The organism is Bifidobacterium callitrichos DSM 23973 (genome assembly GCF_000741175.1).
Classification (GTDB): domain Bacteria; phylum Actinomycetota; class Actinomycetes; order Actinomycetales; family Bifidobacteriaceae; genus Bifidobacterium; species Bifidobacterium callitrichos.
In genome coordinates this window covers 31,669-58,257 of record NZ_JGYS01000019.1, presented here as the reverse complement: position 1 = coordinate 58,257, position 26,589 = coordinate 31,669, and the positions used below count along the sequence as shown (strand labels likewise).

General features: G+C 64.5%; 25 protein-coding genes and 1 tRNA gene. 5 read left to right on the top strand and 21 right to left on the bottom strand.

Annotated features, from left to right (window positions below; genetic code table 11):
• Positions 1 to 23: 23 nt before the first annotated feature.
• The 14 genes from trpE to BCAL_RS09760 form a co-directional block, all read right to left on the bottom strand.
• Entirely contained in the window at positions 24 to 1,607 is a 1,584-nt protein-coding gene (gene trpE / locus BCAL_RS09825) for an anthranilate synthase component I (protein WP_043164072.1), read from the bottom strand.
• Complete coding sequence (gene hisI, locus BCAL_RS09820; RefSeq protein WP_043164074.1) at positions 1,604 to 2,023, bottom strand: phosphoribosyl-AMP cyclohydrolase; 420 nt, start codon at positions 2,021 to 2,023, stop codon at positions 1,604 to 1,606. Before hisI ends, trpE begins: the two co-directional genes overlap by 4 nt.
• 45 nt (positions 2,024 to 2,068) lie before the next feature.
• The gene (gene hisF, locus BCAL_RS09815) at positions 2,069 to 2,839 is read right to left on the bottom strand and encodes an imidazole glycerol phosphate synthase subunit HisF (protein WP_043164075.1); all 771 of its coding nucleotides are present in this window, start codon (positions 2,837 to 2,839) and stop codon (positions 2,069 to 2,071) included.
• A gap of 132 nt (positions 2,840 to 2,971) precedes the next feature.
• Positions 2,972 to 4,168 (bottom strand): dual-specificity RNA methyltransferase RlmN, encoded by a 1,197-nt coding sequence (gene rlmN / locus BCAL_RS09810; protein ID WP_043164077.1) that lies wholly within the window; start codon positions 4,166 to 4,168, stop codon positions 2,972 to 2,974.
• A gap of 70 nt (positions 4,169 to 4,238) precedes the next feature.
• On the bottom strand, positions 4,239 to 5,225 hold the full coding sequence (locus BCAL_RS09805; protein WP_043164079.1) for a phosphatidate cytidylyltransferase: 987 nt from the start codon (positions 5,223 to 5,225) through the stop codon (positions 4,239 to 4,241).
• Between the two features lie 15 nt (positions 5,226 to 5,240).
• Positions 5,241 to 5,795: a ribosome recycling factor gene (gene frr, locus BCAL_RS09800; protein WP_043164081.1), complete on the bottom strand. Its 555-nt coding sequence runs from the start codon at positions 5,793 to 5,795 to the stop codon at positions 5,241 to 5,243.
• A 104-nt stretch (positions 5,796 to 5,899) separates the two neighbouring features.
• Entirely contained in the window at positions 5,900 to 6,649 is a 750-nt protein-coding gene (pyrH, locus tag BCAL_RS09795; RefSeq protein WP_043164083.1) for a UMP kinase, read from the bottom strand.
• Between the two features lie 77 nt (positions 6,650 to 6,726).
• Positions 6,727 to 7,713, bottom strand: a complete 987-nt coding sequence (gene yddG, locus BCAL_RS09790) for an aromatic amino acid DMT transporter YddG (RefSeq protein WP_052118972.1) — start codon at positions 7,711 to 7,713, stop codon at positions 6,727 to 6,729.
• A gap of 118 nt (positions 7,714 to 7,831) precedes the next feature.
• Positions 7,832 to 8,683 (bottom strand): translation elongation factor Ts, encoded by an 852-nt coding sequence (gene tsf / locus BCAL_RS09785; protein ID WP_043164085.1) that lies wholly within the window; start codon positions 8,681 to 8,683, stop codon positions 7,832 to 7,834.
• Between the two features lie 101 nt (positions 8,684 to 8,784).
• Positions 8,785 to 9,612 carry a 30S ribosomal protein S2 gene (rpsB, locus tag BCAL_RS09780; RefSeq protein WP_043164087.1) on the bottom strand — a complete coding sequence of 276 codons (828 nt, stop codon included), beginning with the start codon at positions 9,610 to 9,612 and terminating at the stop codon, positions 8,785 to 8,787.
• Between the two features lie 281 nt (positions 9,613 to 9,893).
• The gene (gene def / locus BCAL_RS09775; protein WP_043164089.1) at positions 9,894 to 10,382 is read right to left on the bottom strand and encodes a peptide deformylase; all 489 of its coding nucleotides are present in this window, start codon (positions 10,380 to 10,382) and stop codon (positions 9,894 to 9,896) included.
• A gap of 5 nt (positions 10,383 to 10,387) precedes the next feature.
• Complete coding sequence (locus BCAL_RS09770) at positions 10,388 to 12,484, bottom strand: AMP-dependent synthetase/ligase (protein ID WP_081887414.1); 2,097 nt, start codon at positions 12,482 to 12,484, stop codon at positions 10,388 to 10,390.
• A 54-nt stretch (positions 12,485 to 12,538) separates the two neighbouring features.
• Complete coding sequence (locus BCAL_RS12385; RefSeq protein WP_052118973.1) at positions 12,539 to 13,168, bottom strand: hypothetical protein; 630 nt, start codon at positions 13,166 to 13,168, stop codon at positions 12,539 to 12,541.
• Between the two features lie 138 nt (positions 13,169 to 13,306).
• Entirely contained in the window at positions 13,307 to 14,434 is a 1,128-nt protein-coding gene (locus BCAL_RS09760; protein ID WP_043164091.1) for a GuaB3 family IMP dehydrogenase-related protein, read from the bottom strand.
• Positions 14,435 to 14,582: 148 nt separating this feature from the next.
• On the opposite strand from BCAL_RS09760, the gene BCAL_RS09755 reads away from it, so the two are divergent.
• Together BCAL_RS09755 and BCAL_RS09750 are read left to right on the top strand one after the other, a co-directional pair.
• The gene (locus BCAL_RS09755; RefSeq protein WP_043164093.1) at positions 14,583 to 15,803 is read left to right on the top strand and encodes an NADP-dependent isocitrate dehydrogenase; all 1,221 of its coding nucleotides are present in this window, start codon (positions 14,583 to 14,585) and stop codon (positions 15,801 to 15,803) included.
• A gap of 131 nt (positions 15,804 to 15,934) precedes the next feature.
• Entirely contained in the window at positions 15,935 to 17,635 is a 1,701-nt protein-coding gene (locus BCAL_RS09750; protein ID WP_043164095.1) for a type 1 periplasmic-binding domain-containing protein, read from the top strand.
• Between the two features lie 51 nt (positions 17,636 to 17,686).
• Here the strand turns inward: BCAL_RS09750 and era are convergent, their stop codons facing one another.
• The 6 genes from era to BCAL_RS09720 form a co-directional block, all read right to left on the bottom strand.
• Complete coding sequence (era, locus tag BCAL_RS09745) at positions 17,687 to 18,658, bottom strand: GTPase Era (protein ID WP_238549684.1); 972 nt, start codon at positions 18,656 to 18,658, stop codon at positions 17,687 to 17,689.
• A 1-nt stretch (position 18,659) separates the two neighbouring features.
• Positions 18,660 to 20,105 carry a hemolysin family protein gene (locus BCAL_RS09740; RefSeq protein WP_043164099.1) on the bottom strand — a complete coding sequence of 482 codons (1,446 nt, stop codon included), beginning with the start codon at positions 20,103 to 20,105 and terminating at the stop codon, positions 18,660 to 18,662.
• Positions 20,106 to 20,180: 75 nt separating this feature from the next.
• Positions 20,181 to 20,726, bottom strand: a complete 546-nt coding sequence (gene ybeY / locus BCAL_RS09735; RefSeq protein ID WP_043164101.1) for an rRNA maturation RNase YbeY — start codon at positions 20,724 to 20,726, stop codon at positions 20,181 to 20,183.
• Complete coding sequence (locus BCAL_RS09730) at positions 20,716 to 21,918, bottom strand: PhoH family protein (protein ID WP_043164103.1); 1,203 nt, start codon at positions 21,916 to 21,918, stop codon at positions 20,716 to 20,718. Before BCAL_RS09730 ends, ybeY begins: the two co-directional genes overlap by 11 nt.
• A gap of 14 nt (positions 21,919 to 21,932) precedes the next feature.
• Positions 21,933 to 22,271, bottom strand: a complete 339-nt coding sequence (locus BCAL_RS09725) for a histidine triad nucleotide-binding protein (RefSeq protein ID WP_043164105.1) — start codon at positions 22,269 to 22,271, stop codon at positions 21,933 to 21,935.
• Between the two features lie 66 nt (positions 22,272 to 22,337).
• A complete protein-coding gene (locus BCAL_RS09720; protein ID WP_043164107.1) occupies positions 22,338 to 23,135 on the bottom strand; it encodes a 16S rRNA (uracil(1498)-N(3))-methyltransferase in 798 nt (265 codons plus the stop codon).
• Between the two features lie 95 nt (positions 23,136 to 23,230).
• Here BCAL_RS09720 and BCAL_RS09715 point away from each other — a divergent pair.
• The 3 genes from BCAL_RS09715 (at position 23,231) to glgC (ending at position 25,795) form a co-directional block, all read left to right on the top strand.
• Positions 23,231 to 23,321: transfer RNA gene (locus BCAL_RS09715), tRNA-Leu, on the top strand.
• A gap of 97 nt (positions 23,322 to 23,418) precedes the next feature.
• Positions 23,419 to 24,291 (top strand): TrmH family RNA methyltransferase, encoded by an 873-nt coding sequence (locus BCAL_RS09710; protein WP_043164109.1) that lies wholly within the window; start codon positions 23,419 to 23,421, stop codon positions 24,289 to 24,291.
• A 256-nt stretch (positions 24,292 to 24,547) separates the two neighbouring features.
• The gene (glgC, locus tag BCAL_RS09705; protein ID WP_043164111.1) at positions 24,548 to 25,795 is read left to right on the top strand and encodes a glucose-1-phosphate adenylyltransferase; all 1,248 of its coding nucleotides are present in this window, start codon (positions 24,548 to 24,550) and stop codon (positions 25,793 to 25,795) included.
• Between the two features lie 131 nt (positions 25,796 to 25,926).
• On the opposite strand, the gene BCAL_RS09700 is transcribed toward glgC, so the two are convergent.
• Entirely contained in the window at positions 25,927 to 26,520 is a 594-nt protein-coding gene (locus BCAL_RS09700) for a metal-sulfur cluster assembly factor (RefSeq protein ID WP_043164113.1), read from the bottom strand.
• Positions 26,521 to 26,589: the final 69 nt, after the last annotated feature.

Below are 26,589 nucleotides of genomic sequence, written 5' to 3'. Positions count from 1 at the left end.
ACGCCGACTATAGCGCCGTGGATTCACAGTTCGCGCAGCTGCGCGGCGATCTGCACGGATTCGACGCTGGCCTCGGCCTTGTTGCGGGTCTCCTGCCATTCGTTGGCGGGCACGGAGTCGAGCACGATGCCGGCGCCGGCCTGCACGCTCGCCTCATGATCGCGCAGGAACGCGGTGCGGATGGCGATGGCCATGTCCATGTTGCCGGAGAAATCGAAATAGCCGACGGTGCCGCCGTAGATGCCGCGGTCGGCCACCTCAAGCTCGTCGATGATCTCGACCGCGCGCGGCTTGGGGGCGCCGGAGAGCGTGCCGGCCGGGAACGCGGATTTGAACACGTCGAACGCGGTCAGCGACGGGTCGACCCTGCCGGTGACCGTCGAGCAGATGTGCATGATGTGGCTGAATCGCTTGATGTCCATGAGCTGGACGACCTCGACGGACTGCGGAACGCACACCTTGCTCAGGTCGTTGCGCGACAGGTCGACGAGCATGATGTGCTCGCTGCGCTCCTTGGGATCGGCGAGCAGCTCCTTGGCGAGCTTCTCGTCCTCCTCGGGGGTGGCGCCGCGCGGGCGGGAACCTGCGATCGGGAAGGTCATCGCATGCCCGTTGTCGACCTTGATGAGGGTCTCCGGACTGGATCCGATGACGTTGAAGTCCCGGCCCTCGGCGTCGGTGAGCGCCATGAAGTACATGTACGGGCTCGGGTTCAGGGTGCGCAGCACGCGGTACACGTCGAACGGGTCCGCCGGAGAATCGATGTCGAGACGCTGGGAGATGACCACCTGGAACACGTCGCCGTCGACGATGTGCTTCTTAGCGGCCTCGACGGCCTGCTCGTACCGGCTTTTCTCGGTGCGGAACCGCAGTTGCGGCTGCGGCCTCGACGGATCGAGCGCGTTGACGCGCGCCTCACCGGGGGTCGGCGTGGAGGCGTCGACCTGCATGCGCTCCAGACGCGCGACGGCCTCGTCGTAGGCGACGTCAGCACGCGTGGGCTTGTCGTCCACGTTGATCGCGTTGGCGATGAGCCACACGGACCCGGAGACATGGTCGACGACGGCGATGTCGGTGGCGAGGGCGAGCACCATCTGCGGCTGGCCGGTCTCGTCCGGGGCCTCGGCGCGCAGCGTGGGCTCCCAGTGGCGGATCGCGTCCCAGCCGACGGTACCGACCAGACCAGAGGTGAGATTCGGCAGACCGTCGACGTGCGGAGCCTTCAACGCCTTCAACGTGGCGTGGGCGACCTCCACCACATCACCGTGCGTCGGCACGCCGGCGGGTACGGTGCCGAGCCAGTCGGCGTTGCCGTCCTTGTCGGCACGCAGCTGCGCCATCGAATTGACGCCGATGAAGCTGTAACGGCTCCACGTGCCGCCGTATTCGGCGGATTCGAGGATGAATGTGCCCGAACGGCCGTTGGCGAGACGCTCGTAGAAGCCGACCGGAGTGAGCGAGTCGGCGAGCAGCCGGCGCACGATCGGGATGACGCGGTACCCCTCATCGGCAAGACGGTGGAACTGCTCGCGCGACGGCCATGTGCCGCCCCAGTTGAGTCCTCTGACGCTGTTCTCGTCGCCGACGGTTTCGGTGTTTCTGCTCATCGATTCTCCTCCTGCTTCCGCTCCTGCTCCACGGTGCGATGCCCCTCGACGACCGGCAGCGGACCACCCTCGAGGAAGCAGCTGCGCTTGCCGGTGTGGCATGCGGCCCCCACCTGATCGACCTCGACGAGCAGTGCGTCGCCGTCGCAGTCGAGCGAGACCCCCTTGACGTATTGCACGTGGCCGGAGGTGTCGCCCTTGCGCCAGTATTCCTGACGGGAGCGGGACCAGAAGGTCACGCGTCCGGTGGTGAGCGTGCGGCGCAGCGCCTCGTCGTTCATGTACCCGACCATGAGCACCTCGCGGGTGTCATACTGCTGGATCACGGCGGCCACGAGACCCTTCGCGTCGCGCTTGAGACGGTCCGCGATGCGCGGGTCGAGTTCGGTTGAATTGTCGTAGGTGATGTCTGTCATATGTCCTTGTCTGCCTTTGGAAACCTGATAATCCGAAGAGCCGCTCTAGCGCACGGTGTAGCCGTGGCGCTTGAGCTCGGCCTTGACGTCGGCGATGGTCATGATGCCGAAGTGGAAGACGGATGCCGCGAGCACGGCGTTCGCGCCCGCCTCGATCGCGGGCGGGAAGTCCTCGACCTTGCCGGCGCCGCCGGAGGCGATGATCGGGATGCTGACCTCTTTGCGCACGGCGCGGATCATCTCGAGGTCGAAGCCCTGCTTGGTGCCGTCGGCGTCCATCGAGTTCAGGAGGATCTCACCGGCGCCGAGCTGCTCGGCTCGCTTGACCCACCAGATCGCGTCGATGCCGGTGGACTTGCGACCGCCCATCGTGGTGACCTCGAAGCCGGACTGCGTATGCTGCTCGCCCTTCTCGCGACGTGCGTCGACGGAGAGCACGAGGACCTGGTTGCCGAAGCGCTCGGCGACCCTGCTGATCAGCGTGGGATCGTTGATGGCGGCGGTATTGACGCCCACCTTGTCCGCGCCGCAGCGCAGCAGGGAGTCGACGTCCTCGGGAGTGCGCACGCCGCCGCCGACGGTCATCGGGATGAAGACCTGCTCGGCGGTGCGGCTGACGACGTCGACCATCGTGCCACGATGGGAGCTGGAGGCGGTCACGTCGAGGAACGTCAGCTCGTCAGCGCCCTGCCGGTAGTATTCGGCGGCAAGCTCCACCGGGTCGCCGGCATCCTTGAGATTCTCGAAATGCACGCCCTTGACCACTCGTCCGGCATCGACGTCCAGGCACGGGATGACTCGAACCGCCAGCGTCATACTTCACTCCCCTTTGCTTTGCAAGGCTTTCGTTACAGATGTCAAGGCTAGCGGCGAAGCGTTACATCGTCATCGCGCGTCTCGCTATGCTGACTCGCGGCTGACTCGCGACGACGATCATCCGATTCGGTCTCACGACCGACGCTCGAACGCCTCCCTGGTCTTGGCGGCGAGCTGTCCGCAGGCGCCGTCGATGTCCTGACCGCGAGTGTCGCGCAATGTGGCGGTGATGCCGGCTGCGTGCAGGATATCGAGGAACCGTGCCTCGTCCTCGGGTTTGGAGGCGGTCCAGCGAGAACCCTCTATCGGATTGAGCGGGATCGGGTTGACATGCGCCCAGTTGTCGCCGTAGTGGTTGAGCCGCTTGGCGAGGAGCCTGGCGTGCTCGGCCTGGTCGTTGATGCCGCGCATCAGCGCGTATTCGATGCTGACGCGGCGCTTGGAGGCAAGGAAGTAGTCATGCGCGGCGTCGAGCACTTCAGTGGTGTTGAAACGCTTGTTCATCGGCACGAGTTCGTCGCGCAGCTCGTCGCTCGGCGCGTGCAGCGACACCGCCAGACGCACCGGAAGCCCCTCGGCGGTGAGCTTTTTGATGCCGGGGACGACACCCACGGTGGAGACGGTGATGTTGCGTGCGGAAATGCCGAACCCCTCGGGCGGCATGGCGGAGATCTGACGTACGGCGGAGATCACGGATCGGTAGTTGCCCATCGGCTCGCCCATGCCCATGAACACGATGTTGCTCAGACGCCCGGGTCCTCCGGCGACCTCGCCGTCGCGCATCATGCGTGCGGCGACACGCACCTGTTCAAGGATCTCACCCGCGGACATGTTGCGGGTGAGACCGAGCTTGCCCGTGGCGCAGAACGGGCAGCCCATGCCGCAGCCCACCTGGCTGGAGATGCACAGCGTGGTGCGCGTCGGATAGCGCATGAGCACGGATTCGATATGGGAGCCGTCGAACAGACGCCACAGGGTCTTGATGGTGGTGCCTTCGTCGGCCACCTGCCGGGTGACCTCATGGATGAGTTCAGGGAAGAACGCGGCGGCAGCCTCGTCGCGTTTGGCGGCGGGAAAATCGGTGAACTCGGCGGCGTTGACGTCGAAGTGGCCGTAGTAGTGGTTGGCGAGCTGCTTGACGCGGAACTTCGGCAGACCCAGTTCGGCGGCCCTGGCGATCCGCTCCTCGCCGGTCATATCAGTGAAATGCAGCGGTGGTTTGCCGCGCCGGGCGTGGTCCTTGGAAAGCACATCGCGGAACGCGCCGGTGGTGCCACCGGGGGTGATGCCCGTCTCGGGAGTGTCATGATGCTGATCGTCAATGGCCATGTCGGTCCTTGGATGTTCCTTTCGTAAGGCCTTGTAGTCAAGTGGCCAAACCAATGTCAACGGTTCGCCGTTACAGGCCGGTGAACCACAGCAGGATGCAGGTGAAGGGAGCGGCCATGAGGATCGAGTCGACACGATCCATGACTCCGCCGTGTCCCTTGAGCAGGTGACCCATATCCTTGATGCCGAGATCGCGCTTGATCATCGAGGCGCACAGGTCGCCGAACGTGCCGGTCACGCCGACGAGTATGCCGGAGACGATCGGCACCCACCATTTGGCGGCCCACACGTCGGGGGTGTAGGTGAAGAACATGACGGCGAACGCCCCGGCCATGGCGAACAGGATCGAGCCCGCCAGACCCTCCCAGCTCTTCTTCGGGGAGATGCGCGGGGAGAGCTTGTGCCTGCCCAGCCATGCGCCGGCGAACAGGCCTCCGGTATCGGACAGCGCCGGCAGGAACACCAGCATGATCGCATGGGCGACGGGGTGACCGTGGAAGGTCAGCGGGATGATGATGCAGGAGGCGAGCACCGGGATGTAGAGCACCGTGAGCACGGAGACCGCCACATGGCTGAGCCTCGAATGATGCTGTTCGCCGCCGTCGTGGTTGAACGACGATTCAAGGCGCGCCCCCGCCTCGGTGCTGGACAGCTTGTTCGCGACGGCGAGCGACAGACGATTGCTGAAGCTCAGCTTGGCCGTGGCGGACATGGCCACGAGCATGATCGACGCCATGGCACACAGCGCCATGGCCACCACATGCAGTGGCGAGAAGTATGCGGCGAAGAGGGTGATGGCCGAGCAGATCCATAGCATGACCACGGGTATATGCAGACCGACCGTCGCGAAGTCGACGCGCAGTTCCCACAGGGCCAGCACCATGAACACGACGACCAACGCCACGAACAGGTCGATGTTGATGAGCAGTGCGGCGAGAATGACGGCGATGAGCAGCACGGCCGTGCCGATCGCCTGGGGCATGTTGCGCCCGGTCTTCTTGTTGATCTCGTCGAGCGCGACCTCGGCCTCTTCGTGGAGTTGTTCGTTGCGTTCCATGGGTGTGTCGGAGGTTCAGACCTCCATGATCTCCTTCTGCTTGGTCTCGAGCAGGGCATCGATCTCGTCGGTGATGGACTTGGTGACCTTGTCGAGGTCCTTGAGCAGACGATCGCCCTCGTCCTCGCCCAGATCGCCGTCCTTGACGGACTTGTCGATGCCTTCCTTGGTCTTGCGGCGGATGTTGCGCACGGCGACCTTGCCGTCCTCGGCCTTGGACTTGGCGAGCTTGACGTACTCCTTGCGGCGGTCCTCGGTGAGTTCCGGCATGGTCAGGCGGATGACGTTGCCGTCACGGTTCGGGCTGATGCCGAGATCCGAGTTGCGGATCGCCTTCTCGACGGCGCCGGCCTGGGATGCGTCGAACGGGGTGACGGACAGGGTGCGCGGTTCGGGAACGCCGATGGAGGCGACGGCCTTGATCGGCGTCGGGGCGCCGTAGTAGTCGACCATGATGCCGTTGAGCAGCGCCGGGTTGGCACGGCCGGTGCGGATGCCCGCAAAGTTCTCCTTGGTGTTCTCCACTGTCTTGGCCATCTGTTCCTTGGCCTGATCGATGACGTTTGCCATGTGTGTTCTCCTTAAGTTAGAGCTTGTGTGCTGTCTGTTCTTCCACGAACGGTTCAGACGAACGGTTTCGTCTTTCGATTGTAGATGCCCGAGGTGGCCGCGGGTCAGTCCGCCACGCGCGATTCGGCGGTGGACACGAGCGTGCCGATTTCCTCGCCGAGCAGGGCGCGGGTGACGTTGCCCGGCTCCTCGAGGCCGAACACGCGGATGCGCTTCTTGTTGTCGCGTGCCATGGACAGCGCGGAGGCGTCCATCACGGCGAGGTTGTCGACGAGGGCGCGGTTGTAGCTCAGCGTCTCGAAGCGCTTGGCGTTCGGGTCCTTGCGCGGATCGGCGGTGTACACGCCGTCGACGCCGTTCTTGCCCATGACGACCTCATCGCAGTGGATCTCGAGGGAGCGCTGGATGGAGACGGTGTCGGTGGAGAAGTACGGCATGCCGGCGCCGGCGCCGAAGATGACCACGCGGCCCTTCTCAAGATGGCGGATGGCCTTGAGCGGGATGTACGGCTCGGCGACCTGGCCCATCGTGATGGCGGTCTGCACGCGGGTGGCCTGTCCCTCCTGCTCGAGGAAGTCCTGCAGGGCGAGGCAGTTCATCACGGTGCCGAGCATGCCCATGTAGTCGCCGCGGGAACGGTCGATGCCGGCCTGCTGGAGCTCGGCGCCGCGGAAGAAGTTGCCGCCACCGGTCACGATGGCGACCTGCACGCCCTGACGCACCGCCGGGACGATCTCCTCGGCGATGCGACGGATCACCGAGGTGTCGATGCCTACCTTGCCGCCGCCGAACGCCTCTCCGGACAGCTTGAGGAGGACCCTGCGCGGTTTGTCTTTTGCATCGTTGCCAGTCATGGAACACCCTTTCGTTCTCGGGTCCGAGTCCGGTGTCGGCCGGGACCCACGAAAATTACCGTCTAACAGGTTATCCGCTATTCGCGACAGGCGTCCGGCGGTTCGACGTCCGCGGTTCTCGGACGGTTTCGCGTCGAACGTGCGGCGAGCCAGTTGAGCACCGATCCGGAGACCACCAGCATGGTTCCGAACCAGAACGGCAGCGAGAGCGCCAGACCGAGGATCAGCGAGCTGGCCGCCACGGAGAGTACCGGAGTCGCGTAGGACGCGATGGCGAGTGTCCTGAGGCTGCCATGCAGGATGCCGTAGCCCCAGCAGGCGTAGCCGCCGGCGATGACCACCGCGCATCCGAGGACGGCGATCCAGTCGATGACACCCGGCATCGAGGAGGGCAAACCCTGACCGGACATGAAGTGGATGATCCACAGTGCGACGGCCACTCCGGGGAAGAACACGGACGTGCCGTCGAGTCCGCCGGACAGCGTCGGGGTGATGACGGCGTACACGGACCATGCGGACGCCCCGAGGAAGGCGAGCAGGTACGGCAGCGGATTGGAGGCGATATGACCCGTCGCGGCAGTGAAATCGAGTCCGCTGTTGCCGCCGACCGCAAGAGCCACGCCGATGGTGGCGACCACGGCGCCGGGGATGGCCCGCCATACTGCCCCCTTGACCCGCGGCTTGGTGATGCCGGCGGAGAGCAGCACCATCATCGTGGGCCACAGATAGTTGACGAGACTGACCTCGACCGACTGCGCGGCGGTGGACGCCAGACCGATCGACAGGGAGATCGACGACTCGTAGAAGACGAACAGTATGCCGCCGATCACAAGGTAGCGCCGGGGGTATTCCCCCAGCGGCGCCGGTCTGTGGAAGACGAGCAGCAGCACGACGCCGACGGTGTAGATCATCGCCGATCCGAGCGTGGCGCCGAACGATTCCGCGACGATGCGTACGAGCGCGGTCATCATGCTCCACAGCAGGAGGGCCGAGAGCCCCACCGCCGTGGCCCTGGTAGCGGGTACGTATCTGAAGCCATGTCCCCTCGGTGATTGGCGATTCATATCGCTCCTCCCCCTCGATGTCGTTCGTGTCGTTCGTATTTCACGAATTACGGCAAGCGGCCGTGCGCCACGCGTGGAGACGTGGTGCACGGCCGCTCACGGACGGGATGACGAAGGATCAGTCCTCTTCGCCCTTGCCGACCTCGATGCGGGCGAAGGCCAGAGCCTTGCCGCCGACCTCTTCGAACAGCTTGCCGACGTTCTTGGACGGATCCTTGACGAACGGCTGCTCGAGCAGGACGACCTCCTTGTAGAAGGCGTTCAGACGACCCTCGACGATCTTCGGAACGATCTTCTCCGGCTTGCCTTCGGCGAGAGACTTCTCGGTGGCGACACGACGCTCGGACTCGACGACATCGGCCGGGACATCCTCACGGGTCAGCCACTTGGCGCCCATAGCGGAGATCTGCAGGGCGGCCTCGTGCGCGACGGCGGCACCGGCCTTGTCGGTGGCGATCATCGCGACGATGCTCGGCGGCATCTCGACGGACTTCTTGTGGGCGTAGATCTCGACGTGCTCGCCGGAGATCTTCGCGAACTGGCCGACCTTGACGTGTTCGCCGAACAGGGCGGCAGCTTCCTCGATGGCCTCCTTGACGGTCTCGTCACCGGCCTTGGCGGCCAGCAGCTCGTCGACGTTGTTCGCGTCGGCGGCCACGGCGTAGCCGAGGATGGTGTCGGCGAACTCGACGAACTTCGGGGTCTTGGCCACGAAGTCGGTCTCGGAGTTCAGCTCGACCGCGTAGCCGGTCTCGCCGTTGGCGCCCTCGACAACCTTGGAGGCGATGGTGCCCTCCTGGGCCTTGCGACCCTCACGCTTGCCGGCGGCGGCGATACCCTTGGCGCGGATGATCTCCTTGGCGCGCGCGACGTCGCCTTCGGCCTCGGTCAGGGCCTTCTTGACGTCGAGCATGCCGGCGCCGGTGTCCTCACGAACCTGCTTGATCAGAGCGGCGGTAATTGCTGCCATGAAACTATCTCCTTGAGATGAAACTCGATTGTGTACTCCTAGAATCGGAGGTGCAATCCTTGTCGCACCTCCGATTCTAGCGTCTACCGGTCCCTAACGGGTCACTCGGCCTTGGCTTCGCCCTCGGCGGACTCGGCCGGAGCCTCGGTCGCGGCGGCGTCCTGGTTCTCCAGCAGGTCCTTCTCCCAAGCGGCCATCGGCTGCTCGGCGGACTCGGACTCGTCCTTGGCGGCCTTGCCGGAGCGCTCCAGCAGACCCTCGGCGACGGCGTCGGCCATCAGGGTGGTCAGCAGCTCGATGCCGCGGATCGCGTCATCGTTGGCCGGAATCGGGTACTCAACGGACTCCGGGTCGGTGTTGGTATCGACGATGGCGACGACCGGGATGCCCAGCTTGTGGGCCTCCTCGACGGCCAGCGCCTCCTTGTTAATGTCGACGACGAACATCGCGGACGGGGTACGGCCCATGTTGCGGATGCCGCCCAGCTGCTTCTCCAGCTTGTCCTTCTCGCGCTCGAGCAGGAGCAGCTCCTTCTTGGTCAGGCCGGAGCCGTGCACGTCGGAGAAGTCCATCTCCTCGAGCTCCTTGAGGCGGGCGACGCGCTTGGAGACGGTCTGGAAGTTGGTCAGCATGCCGCCGAGCCAGCGCTCGGAGACGTACGGCATGTTCACGCGGGTGGCCTGAGCGGAGACGGCCTCCTGAGCCTGCTTCTTGGTGCCGACGAAGAGCACGGTGCCGTTGTGGGCGACCGTGGTCTTGATGAAGTCGTACGCCTTGTCGATCATCTCGAGCGACTTGAACAGGTTGATGATGTGGATGCCGTTGCGCTGGGTGAGGATGAACTGCTTCATCTTCGGGTTCCAGCGGCGGGTCTGGTGGCCGAAGTGCAGGCCGGCCTTCAGCATTTCGCTCATAGTGATCTGAGCCATGGTGATACACCTTTCTTGTCGGTTATTGCCTGGCCATGCGCACCCGGGTGCAGCCGTTCCCCCCGATTGACGCGGGGTCGGGCCGACCGACACGGGCCGTCGCGAGCATGACGCGAATTCTTGGTGCGCCGGTTGACGATAATGGGTGGTTCGGAACGCCTGCGACTGCGTTCCTTGCCGGTTGGCACACAAATTTTTAGGATACCACGTGGCATGGAAAAGGCCTGTGTGACGCATACTCGCGCATCACACAGGCCTTTTCCCGTCGACTTACCGCCCGCTCACTTGTCGGCGTGCTCGCGCATGTACTTCAGCGCGGCGCGTCGTTCCGCCTTCTCGAGACGGTCGAGATAGACGTGCCCATCGAGGTGGTCGGTCTCGTGCTGGAGCATGCGGCCCATCAGCCCGCTGCCCTCGAGCACGATCTCCTTGCCGTCAAGATCGATGCCCCTGACACGCGCATAGTCGGCGCGGCGGGTCTTGTACCACAGGCCGGGCACGGACAGACACCCCTCGTCGCCGTACTGCTCCCCGCGGGTCTCCTCGAGCACCGGATTGAGGATGTAGCCTACCTTGCCGTCGATGTTGTAGGAGAAGGCTCGCAGACTCACGCCGATCTGGTTGGCGGACAGGCCGGCGCGGCCGGGATCGTTCACCGTCTCCAGCAGATCGTCCACCAGCCGGCGCACGGCCGGGGTGATCTCGCGGATCTCATCGCAGGGCGTGCGCAGCACGGGATCTGGTACGATGCGAATCTCTCGGATGGCCAATGCTTTCAGTTCTCCTTGTCCTCGTCATGACCGTCTGCACGGTCGTCTGCACGGTCGGTCCGCTCGGTGCCGTCGGTCTGATCGGCCCCGGCTCCCGGCTCCTCGCGCTTGATTCTCTCGGATACGCTAGCAATGGAATCCGACACGTTCTCCTTGGCCTGCTCGTAGGCGGAGCGCAGGGCCTTCGGGTTGACGTTCTCGGAGGCCTGCTTGACGGTCTCGGCGGTGCGCTTGACCGATTCGGTGGTCCTGTCAAGGATGCGCACGGTGGCGGGCAGCGGCTTGGAGACGCCGCGCGGCGCGTAGATCTCGCCGTCGATGATGCTCTCGTAGCGCTTGAGCACCTTCGGGCGCACGACCTTGAGGCTCGGGGTCAGCGTGCCGTCCTCCTGGGTGAACGCCTCGTCGAGCACGACGAACTTGCGCACGGATTCGGCGCGGGAGACGTTCGCGTTGGCCTTGTCGACGTACTGCTGGATGTAGGCGCGCACCGCGTCGTTCGCCGCGATCTCAGCCATCGGGGCCTCGCGGTCGAGTCCCTGCGAGGCGAGCCAGGAGCGGGTCATCTCCTCGTCGAGCTCGATCAGAGCGGAGATGAACGGCTTGCCGTCGCCCACGACGACCGCGTGGTCGACGATCGGACAGGTGGCGATGACCTCCTCCATCGGCGCGGGGCTGACGTTCTTGCCGCCGGCCGTGATGATGATGTCCTTCTTGCGGCCGGTGATGTACACGAAGCCGTCGTCGTCGATGTGGCCGAGATCTCCGGTGCGGATCCAGCCGTCGGCGGTCTTGACCTGGGCGGTCAGATCGGGCTGCTTGTAGTAGCCGAGGAACACGTTCGGGCCGGTGAGCAGCAGCTCGCCGTCCTCGTTCTGCCTCACGCCCATGCCGGGGCCGGGCTTGCCCACCGATCCGACCCGGTTCGCATCCTGCCAGTTGACCATCATCGGGGCCGCGGTTTCGGTCATGCCGTAGCCCTGGATGAAGGTGATGCCGTCCATGCCGTTGAAGAAGTGCGCCAGATCGGCGTTGAGGGGCGCGCCGCCGCAGGCGAGCCAGGCGAGGTTCGGCCCCAGCGCCGAACGCACCGACTTGCCGACCGTGGACATGAAGAACGAGTGCTGCATGCGGGCGATCAGCGAGTGTCCGCGTCCCTCCTGCTCGTCCCTGGACCACTGCACGAAATGGCGGTAGGCGGCGGCGAACACGCGTCCGGCGATGCCGTTGCCTGCCTTCTGGGAGGCGGCGTTGTACACCTTCTCGAACACGCGCGGCACGCCGAGCAGATACGTGGGCTTGAACGAGCGCAGATCGGCGAGCAGATGCTTGGCGCCCGGAATGTAGCCGACCACGCCGTGCCCGCCGACGGCCACGTACTGGATGTAGCGGGCGAAGCAATGGGCCAGCGGCAGGAACAGCAGCAGACGGTTCGGCTCGTAGAGCATCTCGTCCAGGATGATGTAGCCGTTCTTGACGATATGCACGAAGTTGCGGTTGGACAGCATCGCGCCCTTGGGTTTGCCGGTCGATCCGGAGGTGTAGACGATGGTCGACATGTCGTCGGCCTTCACGCGGGCGATGGCCTCGTCGAGCTCGCCGTCGGGCACGTGCGCGCCGAAGTCGGCTACGGCGTCGAGTCCGTCGGCCCTGAAGTTGAAGATGTACTTGAGGTCCTTCACCTGATCGCGCACCTGCTCGAGGGTCTGCGCATGCTGGTGGTCGCCGGCGAACGCGATCAGCGGCGCCGTATCCATGATGATGGAGGCGGCCTGCCGCTCCGAGTCGGTCTCGTAGATGGGGACGCTGACCGCGCCGATCGCGGCGCAGGCGAAATCGACGACTCCCCACTCGTAGCAGGTGGCCGAGTAGATCGCCACCATCGTTCCCGGGCGGACGCCGATACCGATCAGGCCCTTGGCCACTTCGCGCACGCGTGCGAGCATCGATGCGGCGGAGACGGTGTGCCAGACGCGCTCGTCGTCCTGGTACTCGGCGATGTCGCCGTCGGGTTCGGATGCCGCTCTGTCGGCGAGCAGCGAGAAGATCGTGTCGCCGTCGCCGGTCACATATTCGGGGTCGGAGATGTATTCACGCAACATAAGGCTCAACTATACCCGCTATGCCTGTATTTCACCGCCTGATCGGATGCCTTCCTAGCCCATATCCACGACGGCGCACATCCATCTGCATCCGATGCGTCTGAGCGTGACGGTCGACCAGTAGACAGTGCCGCCCACGGAGATCTTGATGACCATCTCGACGCTCGTCTCGTTGACGAGGGTGCCGGAGACGTCATGTGGCACCACGGGAAGGCAGCGCATCCGTGCACGCAGTTCGACGTTTTTCCTCAGCTGGCTGTCCACCAGGAAGGCGAGTGTCTCGATCCGTTTGAGGCACGGCGCGGTCACGGCGCGCTTCAATGCGGACGGGGCGAGCTTGCCGCGGATCACATCGGCCGTCAGACATGCGATCCTGCAGGCCGAAACCGCCAGGGCATGGCATTCTCGCTCCCCCATCACGCCGTCCTCGGTGGCCACGATGCGATATGGCACCGCATCCGCCCCGAGCTCGACGTAGATGGACCCCTCGTATACGGGCAGATTCTGCTCGGTGCGGGATGGCGCCCCGTCGCCGTCGGACGGTTCGTAGGCGTTCCCGCTGGTCTCGGATCGCCATGCGTCGCGTGCGTCGTTCGTCGACCGGCGCGTGACTCCATCGCCGTCCGCGCCGTCCGCACTGTCCGTGCTGTTCATATCGTCGTCGATGTCGTTCGTGCCGGTCATGGGGACTCCTTCATCCGTTTTCACGATTCCGTTTCGCGATCCAGCTCATCACGACAAAGTCCCCGCGTCAACGACGCGGGGACCCATGGTGATGACTGTGGATGATCCGGTGGATGACCGGCTTATGCTCCAGACGACTCAGCGACGGCCGCTGTACGGCGCCACGACCACGCCGCAGCGCTGGAAGCTCTTGATGTCGACGTAGCCGGTGGACGCCATCGCACGCCGCAGCGCACCGATGAAGTTGGTGGTGCCGTCGGCGGTGTGGCTCGGCCCGAACAGGATCTGCTCGAGCGGGGCCACGGTTCCGACATCCGTACGGTAGCCGCGCGGCAACGTCTGGTGGCGCGCCTCGGCACCCCAGTGCTTGCCCCTGCCCGGAGCCTCGGTGGCGCGCGCCAGCGGGGCTCCCAGCATGACGGCGTCCGCGCCCAGGGCAAGAGCCTTGACGAAGCTGCCGGAATCGCCCATACCGCCGTCGGCGATGAGCTGCACGTATCGGCCGCCGGACTCGTCCATGTAGTCGCGGCGCGCCTCGGCCACGTCGGCGATGGCGGTGGCCATCGGAGCCTCGACGCCGATGGTGTTGCGGGTGGCGGAGACGGCGCCTCCGCCGAATCCGACGAGTACGCCGGCGGCTCCGGTGCGCATCAGGTGCAGCGCCGCCGTGTAGTTGGCCGCTCCGCCGACGATGACCGGCACGTCGAGGTCGTAGATGAACTGCTTGAGGTTGAGCGGCTCATGGTCCTGCGAGACATGCTCGGCGGAGACCACGGTGCCACGGATGACGAACAGGTCGACGCCCGCATCGACCACCGTCGAGTAGAACTGCTGCGTGCGCTGCGGGGAGAGCGCTCCGGCCACGGTGACGCCCGCATCGCGGATCTCGTGCAGGCGCTGGGTGATCAGCTCCGCCTTGATCGGCTCGGCGTAGATCTCCTGGATGCGCCTGGTCGCGGTCTCGGCCGGCAGCTCGGAGATCTCCTCCAGCAGCGGCGTCGGATCGTCGTAGCGGGTCCACAGACCCTCGAGATCGAGCACGCCGAGCGCACCGAGCCTGCCCATCGCGATCGCCGTGGCGGGGCTCGTCACCGAGTCCATCGGCGCGCCGACGACCGGCACGTCGAACTCATAGGCGTCCACCTGCCATGCGGTGGAGACGTCCTGGGGATCACGGGTCCTGCGGGAGGGAACGATGGATACATCGTCCAGAGAGTAGGCCAGACGGCCCTTCTTGCCCAAACCGATTTCAATTTCCTGAGACATATCTCCCGAGAATAATGCGCGGGTATGACGGCGCATCACGTCGCAAGCGGGCGGATCCCGGCGCATCTCACATATTCGAACACCCGCTTTCGCCGTTACATGGATGAGATATGAATGGTCACGTTCTTTTCAACCGTCAGGAGGAAGCATGGCCAAAATCAAGGTCGAAGGCACAGTCGTCGAGCTCGACGGCGACGAAATGACCCGCGTCATCTGGAAGGACATCAAGGACCGTCTGATCCTGCCCTACCTCGATGTGGATCTCGATTACTACGATCTGGGCATCGAGAACCGCGACGCCACCGATGACCAGGTCACCATCGACGCGGCCAACGCCATCAAGCGCGAGCACGTGGGCGTCAAGTGCGCCACCATCACCCCCGACGAGGCGCGCGTCAAGGAATTCGGTCTGAAGAAGATGTGGAAGTCCCCCAACGGCACGATCCGCAACATTCTGGGCGGCACCATCTTCCGCGAGCCGATCGTGATGAGCAACGTGCCGCGTCTCGTCCCCGGATGGACCAAGCCGATCGTCGTGGCCCGCCACGCCTTCGGCGACCAGTACAAGGCCACCGACTTCAAGGTGCCGGGAGCCGGACGTCTGACCGTCACGTTCACCCCCGAGGACGGCTCCGAGCCGATCGAGCACGTGGTCTACGACTACGGCGCGGACGGCGGCGTGGCCCAGGTGCAGTACAACGTCAACGATTCGATCAGGGGCTTCGCCCGCGCCTGCTTCAACTACGGTCTCATGCGCCACTATCCGGTGTATCTGTCCACGAAGAACACGATCCTCAAGGCGTACGACGGACAGTTCAAGGACATCTTCGCCGAGGTGTTCGAGACCGAGTACAAGGACAGGTTCGAGGCCGAGGGGCTGACCTACGAGCATCGCCTCATCGACGACATGGTCGCCAGCTCCCTCAAGTGGCACGGCGGATACATCTGGGCCTGCAAGAACTACGACGGCGACGTCCAGTCCGATTCCGTGGCGCAGGGCTTCGGTTCGCTGGGCCTCATGACCTCGGTGCTCATGACCCCCGACGGCCAGACCGTCGAGGCCGAGGCGGCGCACGGCACCGTGACCCGCCACTACCGCCGCTGGCTCAAGGGCGAGAAGACCTCCACGAACCCGATCGCCTCGATCTTCGCTTGGACCGGCGGCCTCAAGCACCGCGCGGACCTCGACAACACCCCGGAGGTCCGTCACTTCGCCGAGACGCTGGAGAAGACGATCATCGACACCGTCGAGGGCGGCCAGATGACCAAGGATCTCGCCATGCTCATCGGTCCCGACCAGCCGTGGCTCGACACCGAGGGATTCATGAACGCGCTCGACGAGAACCTCGCCAAGGCGCTTGCCGAATGATCCCACGGGGACGATCCGGTGACCCGGAGTCCAGCCCGTATTCCCGTTTCCTAGGGAGGGGCTACTACAATCGAGGCGAAGATCGAAAAGATCGCCAAGCATCGTCCGTCGATTGAAAGGATCCCCGCCCCATGGCCACAAGCCGCAGCCACATCGCAGTACGACTGATCGCCATGGCGGCGGGGATCTCTTTGCTGTTCGCCTCCGAAGCATGCTCGACCGACTCCGGGAAGGACGTGAATGCGAACGGCGTCACGACCGTCACCACATCCAGGACCACCGCGGGGACGGTGGCCATCTTCACTCCATCGGACGGCATCACCATCTCCCAGCGCACGCCGCTCAACAAATGGGCGAAGCTCACGCCGCAGATCACCAAGGAACTGATCGGCCAGGGAGTCCGCAAGGATGCGATCGAGAAGACGACCTCCGACAGTCTCGACCAGCAGAGCCATGACGTGCAGGACTGGGTCGTCGATCACATGACCGCCAGCCATGACTCCTCGGACGGCGGCAACGACAGCTCCGACCCCTCGCATACGACGATCATCGTCGCGCCGGTGGTCGACGCCGACCCCTCCACCCGTCAGTACGGCGATTACGTCACGCAGCCCGTCGACGCCTCGGATTCGACGGATAACGGTTCTTCCGGTTCGTCCGCGCAGAACACCGACGAGAACGAGCAAGACGCCTACAATCGTCTCGATTCCGCGCTCAAACTGGCGAAGGACGCCGGCATGCATGTGGTACTGCTGTCCAACGGCGTCGACGGATTCTCCCCCGACGCATTCGTCCGATTCTCCACGGCCGAACAGATCGGCGCACTCCAGGCGACCAAGCTCATCGCCAAACTCGATCTGGACAAGGCCAGCAAGGACAACCCCAAGGCGATCGAGGTGCTGATTCCCTACTCCGCCTCGCAGGACGGGCAGTCGAGCGGGGCGGGATCCGGTTCGAAGTCCGATGCGACGTCCGACGCGAAGAGCGATGAGGCCGACGCGGACAATACGACGCAGTTCGACGACGCGTTCGCGCGCGCCGCGTTCTCAGGCATGTGGAGGATACTCCAGCCCTATTTCAATCAGGGTAAGGCGTACAGCCCGTCCGGTCTGCTCGATAAGGCCACCAAGGATTCCGACTGGCGCGCCGTCGCCGTCTCCTCGGACGACAAGAAGCACATCGCCGCCGCACTGGACGAGCGCCTTCCCATCGAGAAGACCGATGCGGGAACGACGTATACGAAGGTGGACGGGATCATCGCGATGAACGACTATGTGGCCTCGGTCGTGACCGATGAACTTGCTTCGCTCGGCTATACGGGTTCCGCGGCGGACATCAACCCGTCCATCACGATTTCCGGCATCGTGGGCAACATCACCGGAAAGAAGGATCTACAGCGCGGCAAGGTGCCCGACCCGGCGAAGGCTCCGGATGCCGACGGAGGGTCAGGCGGAAGCGACGACGACATGGACGGTTCGGCTTCCGCGAAGGATCCGGATGCTGACGATGAGTCGGACTCCAGCTGGCCCATCGTCACCGGCTTCGGCGGCTACGTGGACACCATTCCGCAGGTCGTCAACGGCAAGCAGTGGATGACCGGGCTGGAGAACCGCAACGCCATCGCCGCCGATATTGCCGAGACGACCGTCCGTCTCAATCGCGGGGAATCCCTTGCGGATCTCAAGTACGTCACCAAGGAGATCGTGCCCGGATCGTCCTCGAAGACCAAGGTGAGTACGATCAGCGAGGACGCCCTGTCCGTGAGCGCCTACAATCTCAAGACGGTGCTCATCGACCCCGGCTACATCACCATGGCCGATGCCGGTCTGTGACGTGGAGGACGATCGAACGGTCGTCGAACGGTCGGGAAGGTGTGAACCGGATCAGAAGCCGAGGCGCTCGAGCTTCTTGGGGTCGGACTGCCATCCCTTGGCGACCTTGACGTGCAGGTCCAGTCTGGCCTTGCATCCGACGATACGGTTGACCGGGGTGCGCAGCTTCTTCTTGACGGCGGTCAGATGCTCGGCGCCGCGGCCGATGATGATCGGCTTCTGGGAGTCGCGTTCCACGTAGATCGAGACATGCACCTCGGCCTTGCCGTCATAGGTCTCGCCGGTCTCGTTGTCCTGCGGGTATTCGATCGAATCGACCACGACGGCCAGGGAGTGCGGCAGCTCGTCGTCCAGCTGCTCGAGGAACGCGCCTCGGATGAGTTCGGCGATGGTCTCCTCCGGACGTTCCTCGCTGACCTGATCCGCCGGATACATCTGCGGGCCTTCGGGCGTGTGCTCGATGAGCACGTTGCGCACCTCGTCGAGATTGTCGTGCTCCAGGGCGCTCACGGGCACGATGTCCGCGAAATCGGCGAACTCGTTGATCTCGATGAGTTTGGCGACCAGCTGCTCGCGGGACAGTTCGTCGATCTTGGTGACGATGGCGATCAGCGGGATCTTCCACGCGAACGTGCCGTCGTCCTTCCTGACGGCGAAGTCGGAGCGCAGGCGGGACAAAATGCGCTTATCTCCGGGGCCGATCTCCTGATCGGCGGGCAGCAGGAACGCCACCTCGTCCACGTCGGACAGGCTTTCGTCGACGATGTCGTTGAGTCGCTGGCCGAGCAGGGTGCGCGGACGGTGGATGCCGGGGGTGTCGACGAGCACCAGCTGTGCATGATCGGTGGTGAGGATGCCGCGAATGGCCTTGCGTGTGGTCTCCGGACGTGATGACGCGATGGCGATCTGCGTGCCGATCAGCGCGTTGATCAGCGTGGACTTGCCCACGTTCGGTCGTCCGACGACCGCCACGAAGCCGGAACGGTACGGCTGTTCGGTTGCGGTGGTTGCTGTTTCGCTCATATCACTCCTCATGGCCTTCGCTATGGCCGTCATGCGTATTGTGTGTCTTGCTCGTCTCGTCATCATCGGCGTTCTGATCGCCGGATTCGGACTTGTCATCTTCCTCGCGCCCCTCGACGTGGGCGGGTTCGACGACGATGGTGGACACCTTCTTGCGGCGTCCAGCCGAGTCGACCGCGGTGAGTCTGAGGCCGCGTGTCACGGCCGAGGCCCCGACGATCGGCACGCGGCCGATGAGCTTGGTGAGCAGGCCGTAGACGGTGTCGACGTCGTCCTCGTCGATGTCGATCTCGAAGAGCTCCTCGAGATCGGCGATAGGCGTGCGCGCGGGCATGCGCCACTTGTTCTCGCCGATCTTCTCGGGCTCCTCGCGCTGGGTGCGGTCGTGCTCGTCCTCGAGTTCGCCGACGATCTGCTCGATGGTGTCCTCGATGGTCACCAGGCCCGCGATACCGCCGTATTCGTCGACGACGATCGCCACATGCTGGCGGGATCGCTGCATCTGGTGGAACAGGTCGTCGACCGCCTTGGATTCGGGTACCAGCATCGGATCGCGCACGATGGAGGACACCTCGCGGTCCATCGCCGCCGGATTGAAGGCGGTGGCCCTGACCGCGTCCTTGAGGTACGCGACGCCGATCAGGTCGTCGACGTCCTCGCCGATGACGGGCACGCGCGAGAATCCGGAGCGTGAGCACAACTTGAGCATGTCCTCCAGCGTCGAGTCCTTCTCGATGCAGATCATGTCGGTTCTCGGCACCATGATCTCGCGGGTCAGCGTATCGGAGAGGGTGAGCACGTTGCGCAGCATCTCCGAAACCTCCGGGTCGAAGTCGTTCGATTCGACGAGACGGTCGATGGTGGCGCGCCCCTGCTCCTGCTGGATCTTCTCGAGCTCCTCGTCATCGGAGAGGTTCTGGGAGCGGCGCCGGCCGTCCGGCGCGGCGCCGATGCTGGTGAACGGGGTGATCGTGTTCGCGACGGTCACCAGCCAGGAATGCTTGATCATGATGTCGGCAGGCTTGACCGCGCCGGTCTCGCGCGGACGCACCAGCACGCTCACCACGCCGACGACGATCGCGACGACCAGTCCGATGATGATCTGCAGCCAGACCATCGCCCCCCAGATCGCGGCGACGATGGCGACGAGCGCGCCGACGAGGACGTTGCAGGTGACGCGGAAGAACGCACACGCCCCCGCCGCCGCATACCGGTCGGCGATGAGCCGTTGCACTCGGTGGATGCGCGTGATCTTCTTCATCCTCGAGAACTGCGAGAGTTCGGTGTCGGTCTGCACTTCGAGGATGAGGTTGTTCAGGCTCGCCCTGGTGACCCGTCCCGCCGCCCCCTCGGCGGCCGCCAGCAGCAGCGACAGCCAGACCAGCAGGGCCGCGACGACGACCAGCACGGCGGTTATGGCGATCAGGGTCGATTGGGAATACTCCATCGGTGTTCGTTCTTTCCTAGCGCGATCGGGAATATGAGACTATGGCAGATTACGGTTTATGGCTTCTGGCTTCGATCAGTGGGTGATCTGACGGCCCGCGCCGTGTTCGGCGTCGTAGATGGCCAGCGCATCCGGGCTGCCGGCCGGCAGCCCCACGGGGGCGCCCAGATCGTGACGCACCGCGATGAAGGTGAGCAGCAGCTGGCGTTGCAGACCGAACATCTGACGTTCCTGCTCCGGGTTGACGTGGTCGTAGCCGAGCAGGTGCAGGATGCCGTGGATGGTCAGAAGCATCATCTCCTGCAGCACGCCGTGGCCGGCGGCGGCGGCCTGCTGCGCGGCGACCCACGGGCAGATCACGATGTCGCCGAGTACTCCCTCCATGACGGTCTTGCCGTCTCCGGGGCGCAGCTCGTCCATCGGGAAGCTCATCACGTCGGTAGGACCCTCGAGGTTCATCCAATGCGCGTGCATCTCGGCGATCGGCTCGGGGTCGACGAAGAGGATGGTCAGGTCGGACTGCGTGCTCACGCGCATCTGGTCGAGCACCCATATGCCGAGATCGGAGAACAGCTTGGGCTCGATCGTCCACACGGTCTCGTTGGATACGTCAACGCTCATCGGATGCAGGTTCCTTTCGGTGCTCGGTTCGGTTCATGTCGTCGTGATCGGCATCATGTTCGGTACGTTCGTCATGGTCGTCATGGTCGTCATGGTCGACGCGTTCGACGCGTCGGCGGGAGATGCGGCGATGATCGCCGTCGAGGCCCTCGTGGCGGTTGTATGCCTCGACGATCAGGCCGACGAGACGGTGGCGCACCACATCCTGCGATCCGAGATGCACGAAAGCGATGTCCCTGATGCCGTCGAGGATCCGCTCGATGGTCGCCAGTCCGGATCTGGGCACGGTCAGATCGACCTGCGTGATGTCGCCGGTGATGACCATCTTCGTGTTGAAGCCGAGACGGGTGAGGAACATCTTCATCTGCTGCTCGGTGGTGTTCTGCGCCTCGTCGAGGATGACGTACGCGTCGTTGAGCGTGCGGCCGCGCATGTAGGCCAGGGGCGCCACCTCGATGGTGCCGTCGTCCATGAGACGTCTGAGCTGGTCGGCGCCGAGCATGTCCCCCAGCGCATCGTAGAGCGGGCGCAGATAAGGATCGACCTTGTCGTTGAGCGTGCCAGGCAGGAAGCCGAGGCTCTCTCCGGCCTCCACCGCCGGGCGGGTGAGGATGATGCGGCGCACCTGCTTGTCCTGGAAGGCCCGCACGGCCTTGGCGACCGCCAGATACGTCTTGCCGGTGCCGGCCGGGCCGATGCCGAACGTGATGGTATGCGACTCGATGGCGGCCACGTAGGCGGCCTGACCGGGGGTCTTGGCCCGCACTGGCTGTCCGGAGGCGTAGGTGATGACGCCCGGTACGGTGGGCCTGCGCCGTTCGTCGCCCGTCGAACGGGCGGAGACGTTGGCCTCCATGCGCTGCAGCGCCTCGACGGTGCGACCGTGGCCCGGATGGGTGACGCGGGTGCGGTTGTCGAGCACATCTTGGTCGATCATCCGCCGCACGGTGTCCGCGTCCATCGGCGCCGTATGCGCCGCCTCGATGATCGTGTGGACGAGCTCCTCGGCCTTGGATGCGTCGGACTCGGTCTGCTTGGATCGCGAGACGATGGCCACGCGGTTGCCCCGTACCAGAATGGTCAGGTCGGGGAACGCGCGTTCCACCTCGCGGATCACCTCGTCGACCGGTCCGAGGACGGCCACGGGATCGAGTTGGGTGGGGATGGTGATGGTTCGCGTTGTCGTCGCCACGGAGCCCTTATCCCCTACTCGTCCAGGACTTCGCCGGTGAGCACGTGGGCGTGCACGTGGAAGACCGTCTGTCCTGCGTCGAGTCCGGTGTTGAACACGAGGCGGTAGGCGCCGTGGAACCGCTCGTCCGCGATCCTCTGGGCGATCTCGACGATATGGGCGAGTTCGGCGGGATCGGCGGCGGCAAGTTCGGCGACGTTCGCATAATGACGCTTCGGGACGATCAGCACATGGACCTTGGCCTTCGGGTTGATGTCGTAGAAGGCATAGGTGGTGTCGTCCTCGTAGACCTTGCTGCTGGGGATCTGTCCGGCGATGATCTTGCAGAACAGGCAGTCATCGGCTTCGCTCATACGTGCTCCTTGCTCGACGTGTTGTTCGATGGGGGTTTGGGTTTCCTCGCCTTTCAGCTTAGCGCGTCAGGCGTACCGTCCGAGCGCCCGGCTCAGTAGGGAGAGCGCGACCGGCCCGGCGGTCGAGGCGCGCAGGATGATGCGCCCCAGCACGACGCTGTGCGCCCCCGCCTCGACGAACCGTGCGATCTCGTCCTCGCTGATGCCGCCCTCGGGGCCGACGACCACATATATGGTGCGCGGCTTACCGTCCGCGAGACATCTGCCCGATAGGTCGGCGACCAGCGATTCGACGGAGTCCCACGTGTCGGTGGCGTCCTGGTGGAGGACCACGACCAGATCGCCGTGCACGTTGGCCCGCAGGCACATCGCCACGATCTGCCTTGAGGAGACGCACTCCCCCAGTTCCGGCCTCCACGCACGGCGCGACTGCTCGGTGGCGGCGTCGATGACGGCACCCCACTTGCGGTCGGTGCGCCCCGCCTTCCACTTGGCGATGGACCGGTCGGCCTGCCAGGGGATCACCTCGTCGACGCCGATCTGCGTGGCCGTGTCGACGGCCTGTTCGTCATGCCCGGTCTTAGCGAGGGCCTGTACCAGCGCAAGACGGGTGACCGGCCGCGGCTCGCGCGTGAACTCCTTCACCTCCGCCAGTCCGGTTTCGGGGTCGACCAGTTCGGCGGCGATGCGCAGCCCCGCGCCATCGGAGAGCTGGAGCCCGTCACCGGCCCTTAGTCGCATCGCCTGCACGGCATGACGCCTGACCGAGGCGGGCAGCGTGATCTTCCAGCCGGCGTTGAACTCATCCGAGTTGACCGGTACGTCGTCATGGTCCGAATCGAGGAGGAACAAAGCGTTTGTCATGGTTCCAAGGCTATCAACACCGGTGCGACACGCCGGCGATTGCGCGTCCGTCGATCGATGATAGAGTAATCACTCGTTGCCACGAAGCGACACCTGCCCGGGTGGCGGAATGGTAGACGCGCTAGCTTGAGGTGCTAGTGCCTATTTTTAACGGGCGTACGGGTTCAAGTCCCGTCTCGGGCACCATCGAAAACCCCTTGGAGACAAGGGGTTTTCTCATATTTACAACCCCATTCGGCCGCTCGCCTAAGAGACCATAGAACAAACAAAAGGAGTTTCCCCCATGCGTTTCGTCCATCTCGAATCAATCGACGACGAGCGCGTGTCGGCCTATGTCAATCTGACGGAGATCCAGCTGCGCAACCGTCTGGAGCCGGAGAAGGGACTGTTCATCGCCGAATCGCCGAAGGTCATCGACCGCGCGCTCGCCGCGGGACGCGAGCCGATCTCCCTGCTGGTCGAGGAGCAGTGGATCGAGGGCATGGCAGACGAGTTCTCCTTCATCGACGAGCATTGGGGTCCGGACGTGCCGGTCTACGTCGCCTCCCCCGACCAGCTGCAGCGACTGACCGGATACCGTCTGCACCGCGGGGCCCTCTGCGCCATGCGCCGCTGGCCGCTACCCGCCGTGGCGCAGGTGTGCGAGCACGCCACGCGCGTGGCGGTGATGGAGAACATCGTCGACCACACTAACGTGGGAGCGCTGATGCGTTCGGCCGCCGCGCTCGATGTGGACGCCGTGCTGGTCACCCCCTCCTGCGGCGACCCCCTGTACCGACGTGCGGCGCGCGTGTCGATGGGCACCGTCTTCCAGATCCCGTGGACGCGCATCGGCGGCGAGGACAGGCGCTACTGGCCGTTCAGGGGTATCGACGAACTGAAGTCCCTCGGCTTCACCACGGTGGCCATGGCGCTCGAGGACGATTCGATCAGTCTCGACGAACTCACCCGCAGACTCGACAACGATCCCGCCGAGGCCGATCACATCGACAAGCTGGCGCTGATCTTCGGCACCGAGGGCGATGGTCTGTCGCGCCACACCATCGCACGCGCCGACCTCACCGTGAAAATCCCCATGGCGCACGGCGTCGACTCCCTCAACGTGGCCGCCTCCAGCGCGGTCGCCTTCTATGCGACGCGCCCGCATCGCTCCTGACCCCCGTCTCCCCCTCCGACCGCACACCGCCGATGATCGTTTCCGACACGCGACGAGGTCTTCGAAGCACTCCGAACATGTGATATGCATCACTGCCAATGCGGTGTGACACACCAAGACGCGCGGGCGACGTTGCTTGCGTGTCGCCGTTTTTGTGCAATCATTGTCAATGTGAGACCGAGACAAGGATGCCCGGTTTACAACCCCGAGCGGCGTTGAAAGACGCTGGAAGTTGTTGAGAGGAGCAACGTAGACAATGGCCAAGAACAAGCAGAAGATTTTGTCGATCGTACTGGCTGGCGGCGAGGGGACCCGCCTGATGCCGCTGACCCGAGATCGCGCGAAGCCGGCGGTTCCCTTCGGCGGCGTGTTCCGTCTCATCGACTTCCCCCTGTCCAATCTGGTGAACTCCGACTACCGACACATCGTCGTGCTCACCCAGTACAAGTCCCATTCGCTGGATCGTCACATCTCCCAGATGTGGCGCTTCTCCTCCCTGCTGGGCAACTACGTCTCCCCCGTGCCGGCGCAGCAGCGTCTCGGCAAGCACTGGTATCTCGGCTCCGCTGACGCCATCTACCAGACCATCAACATCATCGAGGACGTCCAGCCGGACATCGTCGTGATCGTCGGCGCCGACCACGTCTACCGCATGGACTTCGGCCAGATGGTCCAGCAGCACATCGAGTCCGGCGCGGAGTTCACCGTGGCCGGCATCCGCCAGCCGATCGAGCAGTCGAAGCAGTTCGGCGTGATCGACGTGGATCCGGAGCACCCGAACCAGATCAAGAGCTTCCTCGAGAAGCCGGACACCTGCGCCGGTCTTCCGGATGATCCGAACTCCTTCCTCGCCTCGATGGGCAACTACGTGGCCAATACGGACGCCCTGTTCGACGCCCTCGCCAAGGATGAGAAGAACGAGAACACGAAGCACGACATGGGCGGCGACATCGCCCCGTACTTCGCCTCGCGCGGTGAGGCCGGCGTGTACGACTTCAACACGAACGAGATCCCCGGCGCCACGCCGACCGATCACGCCTATTGGCGCGACGTCGGTACGATCAAGCAGTTCTACGATGCGCACATGGATCTGATCGCCTACGTGCCCGAGTTCAACCTGTACAACCAGGCGTGGCCGATCTACACGAACTCCGGCACGCTGCCGCCGGCCAAGTTCGTGCACGCCGGACGCGACCGTCTGGGCCACGCGACCGACTCGATCGTCTCCCCCGGAGTGATCGTCTCCGGTGGCGAGGTGCACCATTCGGTGCTCTCCCCGAACGTGCGCATCCACTCGTGGGCGCAGGTCGTCGACTCCGTCCTGTTCGATGGTGTGATCATCAACCGTCGCGCGCGCGTGTACAAGGCGATCCTCGACAAGAACGTCGTGCTGACCGAGAACTCCACGGTCGGCATCGACACCGAGCATGATCTCGCACGTGGCTTCACCGTCACGCCCGAGGGCATCACCGTGGTGCCGAAGGGAACCGTCGTCGACGACTGATCGCTTCCGATACGACATTCGGATATGACCTAGACCTATGACAATGGGTTCCGACCGCAACCGGTCGGAACCCATTGTCATATATTGCGAGGAGATACTTCGGAATCAGTGGATCCGGTATCGCAACCGCCTTAGTACTGCGGCATGTTGTCGAAGTTGAAGCCGAGCGCGGCGAGCTGCTCGCGGCCCTCGGGCGTGATCTTGTCCATCGTCCAACGCGGCTGCCACGTCCAGTCGATGCGGAACTCCTCGACGAGACCGGCGAGGGTGCTGGCGCACTCGTCCTCGATGAGGTCGGTCAGCGGGCAGGCCGGCGTGGTCAGCGTCATCGTGATGATGGCGCGGCCCTGATCGTCGATCTCGATGCCGTAGACCAGACCAAGGTCGATGACGTCGATGCCGAGCTCCGGGTCGATGACCTGATGCAGGGCCTCGCGCACGTCCTCGGCGGTGGCGCGGCCGATATCGTCGACGAACTTGAGCGGGATGTTGCTGTCTTCGCCATGCTGGTCATCGTCGCCGTGACCGCATTCGCTCTTCTTGTGGCGGCCGCATGCGCACATGTCGTCTGCATCCGATGCCGACGGGGCGGGATGTCCGTTCGGGAATCCCTTGGCCAGAGCCGGATTGGCCATCACGCGACGGGCGGCCTCCTCATCCTGCAGAACGCCGTTGACCGCGTCGAACACGGTCGGCTGCGGTTCGGGCACCAGATTATCGCTCATTGTCACTCCATACCTTGGAAAGGATTACAGCGTCTACTGTACGCGAGCTGTTTCGGCTTGTCATGCGTG

What these genes read in the sequence shown, in the direction of transcription:
- BCAL_RS09770 (WP_081887414.1), bottom strand. Translation starts at nt 12,484, where the DNA reads ATGTTGCGTGAATACATCTCCGACCCCGAATATGTGACCGGCGACGGC.
- BCAL_RS09710 (WP_043164109.1), top strand. Translation starts at nt 23,419, where the DNA reads ATGCGTTTCGTCCATCTCGAATCAATCGACGACGAGCGCGTGTCGGCC.
- BCAL_RS09700 (WP_043164113.1), bottom strand. Translation starts at nt 26,520, where the DNA reads ATGAGCGATAATCTGGTGCCCGAACCGCAGCCGACCGTGTTCGACGCG.
- hisF (WP_043164075.1), bottom strand. Translation starts at nt 2,839, where the DNA reads ATGACGCTGGCGGTTCGAGTCATCCCGTGCCTGGACGTCGATGCCGGA.
- era (WP_238549684.1), bottom strand. Translation starts at nt 18,658, where the DNA reads ATGAGCGAAACAGCAACCACCGCAACCGAACAGCCGTACCGTTCCGGC.
- BCAL_RS09750 (WP_043164095.1), top strand. Translation starts at nt 15,935, where the DNA reads ATGGCCACAAGCCGCAGCCACATCGCAGTACGACTGATCGCCATGGCG.
- ybeY (WP_043164101.1), bottom strand. Translation starts at nt 20,726, where the DNA reads ATGAGCGTTGACGTATCCAACGAGACCGTGTGGACGATCGAGCCCAAG.
- BCAL_RS09755 (WP_043164093.1), top strand. Translation starts at nt 14,583, where the DNA reads ATGGCCAAAATCAAGGTCGAAGGCACAGTCGTCGAGCTCGACGGCGAC.
- BCAL_RS09720 (WP_043164107.1), bottom strand. Translation starts at nt 23,135, where the DNA reads ATGACAAACGCTTTGTTCCTCCTCGATTCGGACCATGACGACGTACCG.
- glgC (WP_043164111.1), top strand. Translation starts at nt 24,548, where the DNA reads ATGGCCAAGAACAAGCAGAAGATTTTGTCGATCGTACTGGCTGGCGGC.
- rlmN (WP_043164077.1), bottom strand. Translation starts at nt 4,168, where the DNA reads ATGGCCATTGACGATCAGCATCATGACACTCCCGAGACGGGCATCACC.
- rpsB (WP_043164087.1), bottom strand. Translation starts at nt 9,612, where the DNA reads ATGGCTCAGATCACTATGAGCGAAATGCTGAAGGCCGGCCTGCACTTC.
- tsf (WP_043164085.1), bottom strand. Translation starts at nt 8,683, where the DNA reads ATGGCAGCAATTACCGCCGCTCTGATCAAGCAGGTTCGTGAGGACACC.
- frr (WP_043164081.1), bottom strand. Translation starts at nt 5,795, where the DNA reads ATGGCAAACGTCATCGATCAGGCCAAGGAACAGATGGCCAAGACAGTG.
- BCAL_RS12385 (WP_052118973.1), bottom strand. Translation starts at nt 13,168, where the DNA reads ATGACCGGCACGAACGACATCGACGACGATATGAACAGCACGGACAGT.
- BCAL_RS09805 (WP_043164079.1), bottom strand. Translation starts at nt 5,225, where the DNA reads ATGGAACGCAACGAACAACTCCACGAAGAGGCCGAGGTCGCGCTCGAC.
- hisI (WP_043164074.1), bottom strand. Translation starts at nt 2,023, where the DNA reads ATGACAGACATCACCTACGACAATTCAACCGAACTCGACCCGCGCATC.
- trpE (WP_043164072.1), bottom strand. Translation starts at nt 1,607, where the DNA reads ATGAGCAGAAACACCGAAACCGTCGGCGACGAGAACAGCGTCAGAGGA.
- BCAL_RS09740 (WP_043164099.1), bottom strand. Translation starts at nt 20,105, where the DNA reads ATGGAGTATTCCCAATCGACCCTGATCGCCATAACCGCCGTGCTGGTC.
- BCAL_RS09725 (WP_043164105.1), bottom strand. Translation starts at nt 22,271, where the DNA reads ATGAGCGAAGCCGATGACTGCCTGTTCTGCAAGATCATCGCCGGACAG.
- yddG (WP_052118972.1), bottom strand. Translation starts at nt 7,713, where the DNA reads ATGAATCGCCAATCACCGAGGGGACATGGCTTCAGATACGTACCCGCT.
- BCAL_RS09760 (WP_043164091.1), bottom strand. Translation starts at nt 14,434, where the DNA reads ATGTCTCAGGAAATTGAAATCGGTTTGGGCAAGAAGGGCCGTCTGGCC.
- pyrH (WP_043164083.1), bottom strand. Translation starts at nt 6,649, where the DNA reads ATGACTGGCAACGATGCAAAAGACAAACCGCGCAGGGTCCTCCTCAAG.